13 protein-coding genes and 2 pseudogenes are annotated in these 14305 nt (G+C 39.7%); 10 read left to right on the top strand and 5 right to left on the bottom strand.

Annotated elements, in window-relative coordinates; all coding sequences use genetic code 11:
- Nucleotides 1-34: 34 nt before the first annotated feature.
- Genes METHO_RS07145 through METHO_RS07135 form a run of 4 tightly spaced genes read right to left on the bottom strand, consistent with a single transcriptional unit; the run spans nt 35 to nt 2874 of the window.
- Nucleotides 35-1234: a glycosyltransferase family 4 protein gene (locus METHO_RS07145; RefSeq protein ID WP_342664120.1), complete on the bottom strand. Its 1200-nt coding sequence runs from the start codon at nt 1232-1234 to the stop codon at nt 35-37.
- A 20-nt stretch (nt 1235-1254) separates the two neighbouring features.
- On the bottom strand, nt 1255-1914 hold the full coding sequence (locus METHO_RS07140) for a DUF2334 domain-containing protein (protein WP_245546375.1): 660 nt from the start codon (nt 1912-1914) through the stop codon (nt 1255-1257).
- Nucleotides 1911-2072, bottom strand: a complete 162-nt coding sequence (locus tag METHO_RS13690) for a hypothetical protein (RefSeq protein ID WP_156811064.1) — start codon at nt 2070-2072, stop codon at nt 1911-1913. The genes METHO_RS07140 and METHO_RS13690 overlap by 4 nt, the downstream gene beginning before the upstream one ends.
- 1 nt (nt 2073) lies before the next feature.
- On the bottom strand, nt 2074-2874 hold the full coding sequence (locus METHO_RS07135) for a CPBP family intramembrane glutamic endopeptidase (protein WP_015324869.1): 801 nt from the start codon (nt 2872-2874) through the stop codon (nt 2074-2076).
- A gap of 590 nt (nt 2875-3464) precedes the next feature.
- Here METHO_RS07135 and METHO_RS07130 point away from each other — a divergent pair.
- Genes METHO_RS07130 through METHO_RS07115 form a run of 4 tightly spaced genes read left to right on the top strand, consistent with a single transcriptional unit; the run spans nt 3465 to nt 5956 of the window.
- Nucleotides 3465-4166, top strand: a complete 702-nt coding sequence (locus METHO_RS07130; RefSeq protein WP_015324868.1) for a hypothetical protein — start codon at nt 3465-3467, stop codon at nt 4164-4166.
- 2 nt (nt 4167-4168) lie between these two features.
- Complete coding sequence (locus METHO_RS07125; RefSeq protein ID WP_015324867.1) at nt 4169-4648, top strand: hypothetical protein; 480 nt, start codon at nt 4169-4171, stop codon at nt 4646-4648.
- 1 nt (nt 4649) lies between these two features.
- Nucleotides 4650-5090, top strand: coding sequence for a hypothetical protein (locus METHO_RS07120; RefSeq protein WP_015324866.1), 441 nt, complete (start codon nt 4650-4652; stop codon nt 5088-5090).
- 2 nt (nt 5091-5092) lie between these two features.
- A complete protein-coding gene (locus tag METHO_RS07115; RefSeq protein ID WP_015324865.1) occupies nt 5093-5956 on the top strand; it encodes an exosortase/archaeosortase family protein in 864 nt (287 codons plus the stop codon).
- A gap of 21 nt (nt 5957-5977) precedes the next feature.
- On the opposite strand, the gene METHO_RS07110 is transcribed toward METHO_RS07115, so the two are convergent.
- Nucleotides 5978-7240 carry an oligosaccharide flippase family protein gene (locus tag METHO_RS07110; protein WP_015324864.1) on the bottom strand — a complete coding sequence of 421 codons (1263 nt, stop codon included), beginning with the start codon at nt 7238-7240 and terminating at the stop codon, nt 5978-5980.
- 753 nt (nt 7241-7993) lie between these two features.
- Here METHO_RS07110 and METHO_RS07105 point away from each other — a divergent pair.
- From METHO_RS07105 to METHO_RS07075, 6 genes and pseudogenes are all read left to right on the top strand, one after another.
- Complete coding sequence (locus METHO_RS07105; protein ID WP_015324863.1) at nt 7994-8980, top strand: hypothetical protein; 987 nt, start codon at nt 7994-7996, stop codon at nt 8978-8980.
- A gap of 968 nt (nt 8981-9948) precedes the next feature.
- Nucleotides 9949-10179 (top strand): hypothetical protein, encoded by a 231-nt coding sequence (locus METHO_RS13685; RefSeq protein ID WP_048831094.1) that lies wholly within the window; start codon nt 9949-9951, stop codon nt 10177-10179.
- A 226-nt stretch (nt 10180-10405) separates the two neighbouring features.
- A pseudogene (gene tnpB, locus METHO_RS07095) lies at nt 10406-11521 on the top strand (IS200/IS605 family element RNA-guided endonuclease TnpB).
- A gap of 276 nt (nt 11522-11797) precedes the next feature.
- On the top strand, nt 11798-12448 hold the full coding sequence (locus METHO_RS07090) for a metal-dependent hydrolase (protein ID WP_015324861.1): 651 nt from the start codon (nt 11798-11800) through the stop codon (nt 12446-12448).
- A gap of 75 nt (nt 12449-12523) precedes the next feature.
- Nucleotides 12524-13547, top strand: a pseudogene (locus tag METHO_RS13320) (IS630 family transposase).
- 111 nt (nt 13548-13658) lie between these two features.
- Complete coding sequence (locus tag METHO_RS07075; RefSeq protein WP_015324858.1) at nt 13659-14252, top strand: metal-dependent hydrolase; 594 nt, start codon at nt 13659-13661, stop codon at nt 14250-14252.
- Nucleotides 14253-14305 lie beyond the last annotated feature (53 nt).

Below are 14305 nucleotides of genomic sequence, written 5' to 3'. Positions count from 1 at the left end.
TGTCTTTGGGTTGCAGTATTTTTCATACAAGCTTTCATACAAAAGGAATATCAGGTAATTGTTCTGCCTGTGCCTTTTTTTCGGTCAATAATCTCATGTACTCGGATTCCATTTGCTGTGCGACAGCTTTCCAGGAGTAGTTATCTTGTACATGATGATATGCCTGTTTTCCCAGTTGCAGCCGTTTTTCTTTGTTCCGTAATAGTTCCAGTATCGCATCTGCAAGCCCTATCTCATCCATGGGTTCTACAAATATGCCTGCAGAAGGAGGAAGGATCTCCGGCAGCCCACCTGCATTGGTCGCTATGATCGGTTTTGCCATTGCCATTGCTTCCAGCATGAATATACTGGATGCTTCTACCAGGCTTGGCACCACCGCTATATCAGCAAGGGCCAGATATGGCGGAAGCTTATCATGGGGTATCATCCCCAGAAAATGCACGTGATCCTGCACATGCAACTCATGTGCTAAACGTTCCAGAGAATCACGCTCTTCACCTTCGCCTATGATAACCAGCTGACATTTTTCTTCCCTGCATACTGACCGCATTGCCCTTATCAGGTAATCGATACCGTTTTTCCTGACAAGTCTGCGGGCTGTGAGGATCACTGGCAGTGAAGGGTCAATAGATACATGATCCGGAACCGTTGCATGGGGTATATGTGGATTGAATCTGGTAATGTCAGCACCATTATGTATGGTTCTGATCTTTTGTTTGGGTGCACCCCAGGAGATCACCTGTTGCGCAAAGTAATCTCCGGTGTGCAACTGTATATCGGAGAATTTCGCAAGTGCCGGTGCCAGTATACGTTCTGCGATCCGGTAGCATTGGGCAGCAATGGGATTGGTAAGTTTATTCCATATCGGATAATAGGAACCATGGATGGTATTAACGGCAACACCACCTGACCGCCTTGCAAGGTAATTTGCGATCAATCCTGATGAATATATATGTCCGTGGTAAATATCAAAGGTCTCTGGCATGTTAAAGAGGACAGCTATCGGGAACAATATCTGTCTTTTCAGGGTCAGGCTTGATGGATTCCACGTACGTTCCATTATTTTGCAGATATCAATGCTAATGATCTTCACGCCATCTATTATCTGCTCTTGAGGCATGTCCTTTGCACCTGTAAGTACAGTTACTTCATGGCCCAGGGCAACAAGTTCCCTGGATGTTTCCAGTATTGCAACTTCTATACCACCTGATGTTGCATTTTTATGGGGTGCCAGTTCATATATCTGCAGGATCCTCAGGGAAACCCCTTCTTTTTTATGTGTTTTGCCAGTTGATGCATTGTAATAATTTCCAGATCTTCAGAGGAAATGATATGTTCCAGCACTTTTATTAAAAGATCTCTGTTCAGTATAGGTTCATAGGATGGGTGCATGTAGAACACGAAGAAGTGCTGCGCTGTGTCAAGGCTGCTTTTGAAAATACCATAGACCTCATCCTGAGAATAGCCTTCGAACTCCAGTTCTCCGAAAGACTTTTCACATACAGGCAACTGCAATGTTCGAAAGCGGCGGGTGCTTGGCTGCGGGTAAAACGCTGCAGTGCCCCTGAAATCACTTGAATAATCAAATTTGAACCCGTCCAATGCTTCCAAAAACTCGCTGCTTGTTACAAAACCGGGGGATGCAAATGACTTTGGTACAAAACCGCATGCATCTTCAAAATATGCACAACCTTTGGATATCCATTCAGTGATCTCTTCTTCGGTTTTTTTAGGAAGGGTGTTCATCCATTCATAGTGGGAATAACCATGCAGTCCAAGCTCATGGTCACGTTCCATGATCAATTGCAGATTTTCAGATGCCTGGACTTGTTGTTTGTACACCATACCCCTGAACATTTGTTGCAGTCCATGCTGTCGGATCGCTTTTTTCTGCAGCAGCCTGAGAGGGTTCAGATAATTCCTGTAGTTCTTAAAGGTAGTGTCCGGCCCTGTTGTGACAAAGAATGTGGCATGGCGTTAAACTGGTCAAGTATTTCGAGCACTACCGGAAGGACCTGTGTATCCCTTACCGTATCAATATCTATCCTGATGCAAACTTTAGTTCCTGTCATGTCAGATGAGCAACCCGGCGAAGTAGTATGGTATTATCGAGACCAGCATTGTGTTGTTCACTCCATGGAATACGATGGGCGCGGTCAAACTGCCAGTCCTGTGATATAAGATGCCGAACAGTAACCCTGCAAAAAAGGTGAACACAAGTTCCAGGGGCGATCGCCATGTCATGTGCATTATCCCAAATAAAAATGCCTGTCCGAATATGCCTGTTTTGGTACCAAATATTTTTATAAGATCGTTCTGGATCAGGCCCCTGAACAGAAGTTCTTCCCCCAGGCCGACAAAAAGTGTCATGTATACGAGATCCCGAAACAGATATTTCAGTTCGAATGTCGGGAAAGAAGGTGCCGGTTTTAGTACCCAGTATTCTATGGGACCGGTGAAGATCCCTATCAATACACCTATCATGGCATACTTTAACAGCTTGTTGCTTTTAAGCCCGACAGCGTGAAATTCGAGGTTCTTTTCGTGCATGTGCCAGAAGCACAGAGCCAATATCAGTGAGTATACTGCTGGCAGGAGAAATTGCTGGTTAATAAAGAACCAGGGAAGTGATGATGTGAAAAGCACATAAAGAGGAATGATCGCCAGGGATTCTGCCGAATTTATGAAGCCTTGCTTCATATCGATCACAGAGATAATGACATATATCAGGATCGTCAGACCCAGACATAAGATTATTCCCTCCCCCGCATCAAGATAAGTAAAAATATATTCTGCAATTACGATCGCCAGAAAAATGCCTATTATGAACAAAGTAGCATGTTGATCATTTAACCCTACTTTTTTTAGCTTCACAGAGTTTACTAAATGAATAATCTATAAAACCGTATTGGTTTTGATCTACAAAACCTTACAAAATTCTTCTGTATATGATTTTCCTGACGTTACCAACAGTTTACACTATAGTGTGACAGGAAATGACTGGAATATGCCTCCATTTCGTGAAACATAAAACTGTTCAGTAGATCATTATATGAATTAATTGGAGGTATCCCGGAATTTATAGTTATTAACCATTTGTTTGAAACTTATGGTATTAACATCACTATCTATTGAATGCGATTTTAGCATTCATAAGTTACAAACCATCGGTGTTTAACTATAATTGTACGGGAACATTTTGCTTCATAGTATCATCTTTTATTTCTTGATTTTTAAACGTTTTATAAATGTTCTTTTAAATAATATACTACTGACTTATTGCGCTCAATAATGACTAAATATATTAATTTTATTAAATCGGTACTGCTACATAATATAAGCATTACGATAGGTTAATATACTGGTAGTTGATTAAACAATAATGGTAAAATGATATAAGATTAGTTGATTAAATTAGTAGTAACAGACTAAAAAACAGTGTAAAGTTGTTGAATGGTGGTTATATGAAATCTTCGGATAGGCAATATGTTTCAAAGACTCTTGTAATATGGTTTTCTGTGCTGGTAATGGCAAGTCTGGTTGTTGGCTTACACGATGCTGCTGCTCCGGTGTCCGTGTCTGTCTTTCCCCAGGTGCCCTCAGAAGGAGTGCCTGTAGTAGTTACTTTCAATCTCAATAATCCGTCCCTTCAGGCATCTTCAGCTGATTATGAACTATATGCCAACGGGAAACTGATGATGGAGGGTGCAACGGAACTGGCTCCTCTGTCAAATAAAAAATATCAGTACACTTATGTAAATCCCCTGGAAATGGGAGAACAGATCACCTTTTTAGTAAAGTCCAATATGGATGGAAAGACCCATGATGAATACATGTCACTGCCTGCATACCCACCACAGGTCTGGAGCAGTTTTGTAAGCTTTGCATCGTTCTCCACGTCAGTAATGAGCTATATGACCACCATGGCCTACTATGATCAGGCATTCGGAGACAATTCAACTCTCAATGTAAGCGTGATCTTCTCTATAGTCCTGATTATATTACTGATATATCTTGAACTGACAGAACCTTCGCTCTCTCAAAAATCATTTAAGTTCATAGGAGACCTGCGTATAAGGTTTGGCAGATTGTCAGGAGTACTGTTCGTTATATTCATTGGTATGGTGTTCACTCAGGTGGCTTTGATCATAGGGAAGGTGGGATGAAAATGAAGTTGTTTAAGTATGCTTTGTTGTTAATTGTTTTAGTGGGATTTGTGTCGGTTGCTGAGGCTGCACATACTCATGTATTCACTGGAACTATGGATCCCAAGGAGCCCACACAATTTATATATGGTTCTTTAAACATTATTGATACGATAACTGTGGACGATGCTAGTGGTAAAAGAATGGTATTCCATTGGTATTATGATCCCATTGGAGGTCCCATAGAATATAGAGGGTTTACTGAGGATGATACTATTGATAATAAAAAATTCTCTGCTGGTTTGTATACTGGGGGTCTCGATAAAGATGGTAGATGGCGTGTTCACGCTATAGAGTATAAAATGAATGGTAAAATTAAAGAAGAAAGTGATGCTTATTTTATTGTTGCCCCTCTTCCAGAGTTTCCAATCGGATCGTGCTTATTAATTTTCATAGTAGGTTTTCTGTATCTGACATTACGTCGTAATATGGCGGTTTATTGAAATGCCAAAAGATAAGATCAGATTATTCTACATTTTATCTCTTTTAATTCTTGGAAGCATAATTGTGTTGTTTGCCCAAGGCGTACTTTCAGGACTCTCTGAAAGTTCATCAAAGCCAGTGGCTGAAATAAGTAGAATAGATATGTATGATGATTTGTACGGCAATTATTCAAAAATATCTGTTTTTCTTGCTAACAATGATACTATAAGCCATAATTTTTCGATAAATACATATTATGCTGAAGAGTTGAAGCATAGTTTGAATGTCACTGTTAAAAAAAGCAAGACTTTTTTCTATCAAAGAGATGTGCTGCCTAATGAGATACCTGTATCAAAAAACCAAACCATCAACTCAACTTTACGTGTTGCAAAGTTTGTGGTATATATGGACGATAAGCCAGAACCATTTGAAGAAGCCTTTTTTGTATTTAATAACGAGTAATAATGAATCAGAACATGAAAAACAAACTCTTGATGTGGCTTGCTATTTCCATAGTAATTTCAATTATTAAAATCTTTTTTTCACAACGTAATAGTGTAGTCGAGGAGCCATTTACTGCACATCACTTTGTGATTCTCATGTTATGTATTACCTTTGGATGGCTAAAGAAAGATGCAATATTAAGTCAAATGAATAATGAAGGAATGCTTGCTGAACAGTCTTATGTGGTAGCAGGTGTGTTTATTGCAGTTATATCCTTATTGATGCCGCTCTCTTCTAATCTAGCATTCGTGGTTTTCACTGTCTTTTTGATATTCACTGGCATGTTCATGGTATTCTTCGGAGCAGCAGCCTATCTGCCATCGCTGCTAGTCTTTGTATATGGGTTCTCGGTTTCCTTCCCAAAGATCTTTGATGGAGCCATTGGGACACAATATGCACTTATCACCACGAAGATCGTAGCATACTTTTCATCTCTGGTGTACCCTGTGGGTTTTGAGGGGCAGTTACTTTATCTGACCGATGCTGCCGGTTCAAGCAGTCTTGTATTCATTGATGTAGGATGTTCGGGAAGTGCCTCGCTGGCTATATTTCTTACTGTCTTTGCTCTTATGCTGATAGATGTCAGACCCAGGAACGATCGCATCTTGCCATTGTTCCTTTTTGGGATACTGGGAACATCCGTACAGAATATATTCCGGCTGCTGCTCCTGGTGGCCACGAATTATCATTTCGGATCAGTTGCAATGTGGAAGATGCATGACAATGCAGGTTATGTCCTGTTCCCTGTATGGTTCATGATCTTTATTTATGTGTATCTGAAGGCGGCAGGGAAACAACATACGGGTACTGATTATCCTAAATAACCTGAACAATACGCATTGTCATCAATACACATTATCATCAATACCATTTCTCATCCGGAACATTATGGCAACCAACAGGTTACCTATCCCATTTCCTGCCACCCATGCGTATCCCGCCCCCAATACGCCGAACGTGGGCATGAGTACATAACCGGCTCCAAGTATCCCTCCTCCTATCACTGCGCTAAGTGCTATCAGTCCTTTCATATCCTTCCGTATTCTCTGCACAGCAAAATATGTGGAATTCAGTCCGGCCAATAGACCGGAGACTACCATCACCTGCAGCAAGCTTACCCCTTCTGCTGCATACTCCGCACCTATAGCCGCTAGCACCCAATGGCTGCACAGATACATTATAAAGGAAGCAGGTATCAGTAACAGATAAGTAAACAACACGGACCTTGCTGCAGTTTTCTTAATATCTTCACCATAGCTGCCTTCGACAAAGAGTGATGTACTGACAGCAGCGGGTATTTTAAAAAGCAATGTAGCAACTGCATAAGCAATAAAATAGTAAGCTGCCTGCTTGGCTCCAAGCATATTGAGGACCATGACAGGAAGGATCAGGCCAGGTCCTGCAATAAAGAGACCTGCGATATAACTCCCTGCAGAATAATGGAACGATTCATCCAGAAATTTCCAGTCGGCTATAAATCCGGGCATGACACCTGATCTTGCAAGAAGGATATAGGCAGTTATGAGCGCAATGAGCAAGGAAATGCCCAGCGAGCAAAAGATACCCATTGTGCCAAGTACTGCAAGAGGTATGAGAAACAGGATCCTTGAGCTCACTATTATGCTCTGGAACAATTGCAGGGAAGCTTTTCTGACCGCCACAAAAGAGATGCATGATAATGCAGTTGCTGAGTTTGCAGCAAGAAATATCAGGAATAAAGCTGCGTTTGCAGGGGACTTCAGTAAACGAAGTTCAGGCGCAAGCAAATCCACGCATATGATAAAGATCGTGCCGAACAGCAATGCAAAGCACGTTACAACAATTATAGCAGTGCTGAAGATCTTCTTTTTATCGTTACCAGGAAAGAATCTGATCATCGAAGCATCCAGACCTAACTTTGCGAGCATCATGATAAGCCCCATGGACGAAATGATCGCAGTTGCAGTACCCACGTCTTCGGTAGCATATGTCTTGGCAGCCAGCACCCAGAACATGAATCCAAAACCAGCGCTTGAGAGGGATGCAAGCATGATGAATATGGAATTATTGAACAGGGGGTCATGCAAATGCTGAGCGATGTTTGCTGCATTTTGAAACTTCAGAACCATAATTAAAATCCTGCCTTATAATTTCCACTGCCTTGCAGCATTTCCGCCAGTTCATACAAATAGATTTGCTTTGCTGTATGTTTCCAGCCGATATTATCTATATTCTACTTCCTTATATAGAGTGTATACTCCATATATTTTTAGGTCTTGCTGTGGAGAATTTTAAGAGGAGTAGTATAAATCCCTTTTGAAACGATCTATACAATATTTTATCAACGCAAAGGAGCAAAGGAAGAAAAAACAAAGTTCTCTTCTTATGACCCTGCGAATTTGTGTTAAAAATTAAATGCAATAAAATATTATTAGAGGTCAAAATTTTAGATATAGCATATAACCAACCTTCCGCAGATATCTAGAAAAAACAGGTATTTTCTTTTTTCAGCAATTTGTACGAACAAAGCCCAATATTCATCACAATGTGTGTTATTATTATGTTAAATAGTATTATTAAAGTTTGACAAACATCTACAATTCAGATAATTGGCAGAATTATAGGGCACTTGCAGAATGTAAGAATAAGATACCTTTCAAATAATAAGATTTATTGAAATTATTTTAAGATATATGGTTGCTGTGCCTCAGAAAAAAGTGTAAAGTTAACTAAATAACGGATAGATTTTTAAGTTAAAGTTCTGATTAGAAATCTAAAATGAATGCTCTAATAGATAACTTTAAGTAAAAGTCAAATAATATATGAACATGTTTATGTACGAGTAATTTCTACTATGCATAAAAAAGTAGGAGGTTGTTTAATTGAACATTAAATCATTAAGTATTTCTAATAATGTGCGTAGTCCCGGCTCTAAATCGCTTGGCCGCACTTCCGTTCTGCTGGTCAGTGCAATGCTGATCCTCTTGTTATCAGCAAGTTGTGCTCTTGCATGGCCTGTGGAAAACCTGACAATAAGTCCTGGTCTTGACCTGTGTGTAGATAGCGGTCCGATCCTCATTGAAGGTGATGTAGGCCCTGGAGATTATGTACCCATTACTACAATTTATGTGGTAGAGGTGCCAGTCGTAGATGGTAAATTTGAATACAAACAAGAAAATATAGCCATACCTCCAGGTACAACAGCTACTATCAAGGCACAGGATGTACAAGACCTTACTATAACCACAAACATATTCGGTTTTGATCTCTCCAAAACTTTTGCTGCATCTGCAGGCAAAGCTAGTGTGTCAACACGCGTTCCAAAGGGCAATTATAACCTTGTGGTCAGTGGTAACGCAACAGGAGCACTTTCAGGTGCTGTGACCAACTGTGTTGATGAGGAAACAAATCAGACTACAGATAACCAGACCACAGATAACCAGACCACAGATAAAGTGGAAACTGTAAAGCTCACTTTTATAGCGCACCTGGAAGTTAAGGCTGACGAGACAGGTCACTTCAAGCAGGAATGCTGCACAGAAAGACCAGCTGGCGAATACATTATGAAGGTCAAAGATAAGACAGTAATAGTGACCTTAAGGGATTGCAGCAATGGCCAGACCGCAGGTGATGGAATCAATGGTGCAGATCTTGAAGAAGAGGTTCAAGAAACAGCTAGAAGTAGTGGCAGCGGTACAGGCCAAGCAAAGATATTAATCACTGAGAATATGACCTTTGAGAATGAAACGGCAATGCCTGAGATGAATGCAGAAATTGCAATTCTCGAAGAGATTAACGAAGAACCAGTAGTTAAGAAGAACAGCATAATAGATTATGTCTGGCAGATCTTGAGCTGGTTAGGCTTTTAATTAAGTAGGTAAACTACCTCCTACTTTTATTTATTATCTTAGCAAGCTTCTATTTTTTATTTCTGCTTTTTTACACATCCTATGACCAATGCTGATTATGAAGTACATTTTCAGGGCTTCTATAGAAGATAAGAAACCAGAGTTCTCATTATGGATGCAATATCATTACCATGTGGGTTAATGCTATCATCGGACTTGAAGCCTGACTTTATATCAGGGGGAATAATCGTGAAACGATTCTTCCAGACATCAGAACAAATCGTTTATACCATATAATCCTAAAAAAGAGTTTAATCAATGCCAAGGGCAAATAACAAGCTTTGCGTCTTTCCGCCCTTGAGTCTTTACGTTAAAAATATTTTGCAGTAAGAAATCAATGATAGAGAAATAAAAATTGAATCATGTATTATGTTGCTTTAAAAATAAAATTAAGTGAGTAAAGTACACAATTTTTCATTAACTCAAAGGCACTAAGACTCTAAGGTGCCAAGAAGAAACTAACAAGCTTTGCGCCTTTGCGACCTTGCGATAAAAATAATTTGCATTAAGGAATGAATATGATCTTAGATTTAAAAACAACAGAGAATTCTAATAAATTAAAGAGGATTTCAATCCTCCATTTTTAATTGATCATTCATATTCTCCGGAAGCTATTTACAAGAAGATGATATTCTGCAGAAGCGTCCATTGACGGCAGCATCAAAAGACTTTCTTACAAGCTCAGGGGCGAATGCATACTTAGAATGCATGCTTATATCCTCTGAGCTAAAGACCCAGTGAATTTATCCTTTAAACAAAATTACAGGTAAATTATAACATTTATGTCGTCTTGCAAGTACACTGAGGCCTTGATCAATATACACTTTCAAGAGTAAAAAAATGCTATATAAGGTAGTAAGAAAAGAGATTATATAATCTCTGCTACCTTATATATAACGATAGCAGCAAAGGAAAACAGAAGTGGTAATATGCTCATATTCAGCATACAGTTAATATTACTGTTCCATTTGCTGCACGCAGATAGTATTTCTTTTGCGGATAAAAAGGCTATTAATCCAATAACGGCAAGCACACCATATTCAGAAAGTCCCATGGGTGTTGTCATGGATATAGCTCCGGCAGCTGTTGTAGTAGCAGATGATACTGCGTTTACAGCTGTTGTAGATACTACAGTGGTCAACATACAAATCTTTCATTAGTATCTTACTGCATATAAACCTATTTAATTGGAGCACGTATATAGTAAGGATTGTATGGTTTAATTAATATAAATGTAAAATAAAAAATAATATATCGTTTAACTTCTACAGCAGAAGTCTCCTTCCTCGCCAGCCGTAAGCTGGCAGGTGGGAGGTGAATGCGTACATGTCATAACACAACATGTTTAGAGAAACCTATACCTATCTCTAAACCATATTATATAATATGTTAAAAGCCTACAAATTCCGAATCTACCCAACCAAAAAACAAGAGGAAATAATAAAAGTTCATTTTGGTGCGTGTAGATTTGTATATAATTGGGCTTTAGGACAGAAAATAAAAACTTATGAACAAACTAAGGAATCAATATCAAGGTTTGATTTGCAACGCATTTTAGTCCACGAAGTGAAACGTTCTAATGAATGGTTGAAAGAAGCTAATTCACAGGCTCTGCTTGCCTCTTTAGTAAATGTAGAATCAGCATTTACAAAATTCTTTAGAGAGAAAGCAGGATTTCCCAAATTCAAATCTAAAAAAACCCAGTCCAGTCTTATCAGATGCCACAACATTACTCTGTAGATTTCGAGAAGCAAATAATTAAGATCCCAAAAATAGGAGAAGTCAAAACCATACTTCATAGAAGGTTTGAAGGTAAACTTAAAACCGCAACCATTTCAAGGACATGTACGGAAAAATATTATATAAGTATTCTTGTCGAAGATGGAAAACCAAATTCCTAATAAGCAGAACTTTTCAGAATCAACTACAATTGGAATAGATATAGGTATCAAAGACTTTGCTGTTCTCTCAAACGGAGAAAAAGTTGAAAATCCAAAGTATCTGAAGAACTCCTTACAGCGATTGAAGGTATTACAGAAAAGAGTATCAAGGAAACAGAAAGGCCCACAGAACAGAGCAAAGGCTAAACAAAGACTTGCATCACTCCATGACAAAATAGCAAATCAGAGAAATGATTTCCAGAATAAACTCTCTTTTAGACTGATTAGCGAGAACCAAGCAATAGCTCTGGAAACTCTGAATGTTAAAGGTATGTTAAAAAATCATTGTCTTGCTCAATCAATTTCCGATGCTGGATGGGGTAGTTTTGTAACTAAACTGGAATACAAAGCTGAATGGTTTGGAAAAACCATACTCCATATTGGACAGTTTGAGCCAAGTACAAGAATCTGTAATGTGTGTGGCTATCATAACGGAAAGCTAACACTTGCGGATAGGGACTGGACGTGTCCAGATTGCAAAACAAAGCATGACAGAGATATAAATGCTGCAATCAATATCAAGAAATTCTCTATTCAAGAGCAAAATCTTATAGTAATCTGACACCTGTGGAACGCAGGGGATGAGCTTGTGGACTTGCGAACAGTGGTTCGAAGAATGAAACAAGAAGCCCCTTCATCGCTTTCATCAGAAAGCAGGGAGGGGTAGTTCACCAGTCTGTCCCCAAAGAGGGTATCCGGGAAGGGTCAGACAGGATGCGGAAGCTGTGGAAATATAAGGTAATGCATATTGCATTACAATCGTTAAGGATATACAATTCATTTTTCTGCGGGGATCAATACATTAAATTATTAAATGTTCAGATCAATTTTATAGCATATGCCATATCCAGTCGTGCATCTGATGTTCTTCGTGTTTTGTTTATCGTCATCTGCTTTATACGGTTTTGTAAACACTGCCCGCAGGGAGGGAGTGCATTGGACCGATTGGTGGCATTTGATATTGCTGCTAATCCTTGGAGGTTTTTTCTCATTGCTGCCGGATATACCCGCTGTGTGGAATTACCTGCTGCACGGTAATCTGGAACACACCATGGCAGGGCCAATACCCACCCATTCTTTAGTGTTCTGTAGCCTTGCTTTCTTCAGTACAGCCCTGCTGGGCCAGCTGCTATACATGCATAGGGGCAAAGCTGTGGCTTTGGGTGTATTTACCTGGGCTGCTTCCCTTTCGCATCTGCTGCTGGACGATGTGGCCGGTGCTGGTATAAGTTATTTATATCCATTCTACAGCGGATCCATGAACCTGTTCTCCTATATGAACATTGATCTGTCAGAGGTGAACTTCATGTACTATAACCTGGCTGGCATGGTCACTGTCATGATCATATCATCTATACTGCTGATGACCATATGGTCCCTGAACTATCTGGGCTTTGGGTATAAGTACCAACCTCTTGCAGCAAGGACCAATGAGAGAGAAAATACATCTGGTAAAACTGCTATGCCGCCTGGCTACTCATTTAAATAGGTACATGCTGTCCACACTTTGGAAATTATAGTTGCTAACCAAACTTTTATTACTTACTGCACCTAATAATAGATTATGGCTAAACCTGAACAAATTCCAATTGAACATCATCTTTCATCCGAGGAATTGCTTAAAAGAATAAAGTCATTAGAAAAAGACACAAGAGTATTACAGCGTCTTTATTTTGTTAAACATCGCTATGAAGGTGCTTCTGTTGCAGAATCCGCCAAGCTCGTAGGAACCTCTAAACCTGTAGCTTATCAGTGGCAAGAACGTTGGAACAAGGATGGCTATGATGGTTTGATACCTCGGTTTGCTGGAGGTTGTCCTTCCAAACTTTTGGATGAACAAAAAGAGGAATTAAAAGAGATTTTACATCAGAGGGATGATTGGTCAACAAAAGAAGTTAAGGAACTTATTTTCAATAGGTTCAATGTCATATATACAGGTAAACAAATATTGGAGATCTTAAAAAAGTTTGGCATGCATCATGCCAAACCATATTCGCATGATTACAGAAGGCCAGAAGATGCAGAAGATAGTTTAAAAAAACTTACCCGTGATTGAGAGGGATTGTGTAATTGGTTTTCTTGATGAATCATCACCGCAGACAACAGCAAATACAGTTCGTCTATGGTCTTTCGACAAACCAGTTATGTTTAAAAACACAACCCGGCTAAAAGCAAACTCCTTCGGGTTTTATGCATTGAATGGTAATTCTGTTATTGATTTTAAGGAGCATTCAACTAAAGAAGATGTATGCTTATTTCTATCAACTGTCAAAAACAGTAATATGGGAAAGAGAATTGTAGTCATTCTTGATAATTTCAGATCACATCGAGCAAAAGATACAGTGAATTTTGCACTGGCAAATGATATCGAATTGGTTTATTTACCTCCATATTCGCCAGACTTGAACCCCATAGAATTCATATGGAAGAGCATCAAAAGAGTCATTTCTTGTAATTTTGTGAAAGATCTAGGCCACATGAAAAATCTGATTGCTGAAACGTTTATCAGTTGTTCATCAAAGCTTAGTTTCGCAAGAAAATGGATCGAAAAGTTCCTAAATAATAAGTTAGAAAAGTTAAGTAATTGACTATAAATAACTGTACTTTTCCAAACCACATTGCATTCTTTTGCGGAAATTGTTCGTTTATGATAGAACTGACCGATAGGATTATAAAATATTTTAGTTATATATATCCATATGCCATATCCTGCAGGACATCTGATATTCTTCGTATTACTGCTGTTTCCGATAGCATTGTATGGTTTTGCAAAAGCTTTCCGCCGGGGCAAGCTACAGCGCAGCGACTGGTGGTATTTCCTGGTATTGTTTGGTATAGGCAGCTTTTTCTCGCTGTTCCCGGATATATCTGCGGTCATCAATCTGCTCCTGTACGGTGCCCGGGGTGATCACTGTAACATAGGTACCCTGCCCACGCATTCATTATTATTCGCCAGCATTGCCTTTGTGGGCGGCGTCTTACCTGGTATGGTGCTGTACAGGCAGTGGCACAAAGCTCTGGCCGTAGGAGTATTCGCAGAGGCAGCTTCGCTCTCTCATCTGCTGCTGGACGACATGGACAATGGTATCATCACGTATCTGTATCCGCTGTACAACGAGCCCTTCAGTCTCTTCCCGTATCTGAATACCGGCTTGTCAGCAATGGGTGTCATGTACTATGTTACAGCCCTTGCAGGATTGCTCTCTTTCGTCCTTGTGGTGCTCATGGCCTTCCTGTCCCTGAGATACCTGGGCTTCGGGTTCACGTATGATCCATTTAAGCGCGAGGACTGAAAAAAATTCAGATCATGATAAATGGGAGTGCAGAGGGTCGTGGAGACCAACGA

The sequence above is a fragment of the Methanomethylovorans hollandica DSM 15978 genome, from assembly GCF_000328665.1.
In the GTDB taxonomy this organism is placed as follows: Archaea; Halobacteriota; Methanosarcinia; order Methanosarcinales; family Methanosarcinaceae; genus Methanomethylovorans; species Methanomethylovorans hollandica.
The sequence above is the reverse complement of the archived record's forward strand: the minus strand, read 5'-3'. Positions and strand labels throughout refer to the sequence as shown.

Bases quoted from the DNA above. Each gene is read 5' to 3' on its own strand.
- METHO_RS13690 (WP_156811064.1), bottom strand. From the start codon at position 2,072: ATGACAGGAACTAAAGTTTGCATCAGGATAGATATTGATACGGTAAGG.
- METHO_RS07130 (WP_015324868.1), top strand. From the start codon at position 3,465: ATGAAATCTTCGGATAGGCAATATGTTTCAAAGACTCTTGTAATATGG.
- METHO_RS07125 (WP_015324867.1), top strand. From the start codon at position 4,169: ATGAAGTTGTTTAAGTATGCTTTGTTGTTAATTGTTTTAGTGGGATTT.
- METHO_RS07120 (WP_015324866.1), top strand. From the start codon at position 4,650: ATGCCAAAAGATAAGATCAGATTATTCTACATTTTATCTCTTTTAATT.
- METHO_RS07115 (WP_015324865.1), top strand. From the start codon at position 5,093: ATGAATCAGAACATGAAAAACAAACTCTTGATGTGGCTTGCTATTTCC.
- METHO_RS07110 (WP_015324864.1), bottom strand. From the start codon at position 7,240: ATGGTTCTGAAGTTTCAAAATGCAGCAAACATCGCTCAGCATTTGCAT.
- METHO_RS13685 (WP_048831094.1), top strand. From the start codon at position 9,949: ATGCTCATATTCAGCATACAGTTAATATTACTGTTCCATTTGCTGCAC.
- METHO_RS07090 (WP_015324861.1), top strand. From the start codon at position 11,798: ATGCCATATCCAGTCGTGCATCTGATGTTCTTCGTGTTTTGTTTATCG.
- METHO_RS07075 (WP_015324858.1), top strand. From the start codon at position 13,659: ATGCCATATCCTGCAGGACATCTGATATTCTTCGTATTACTGCTGTTT.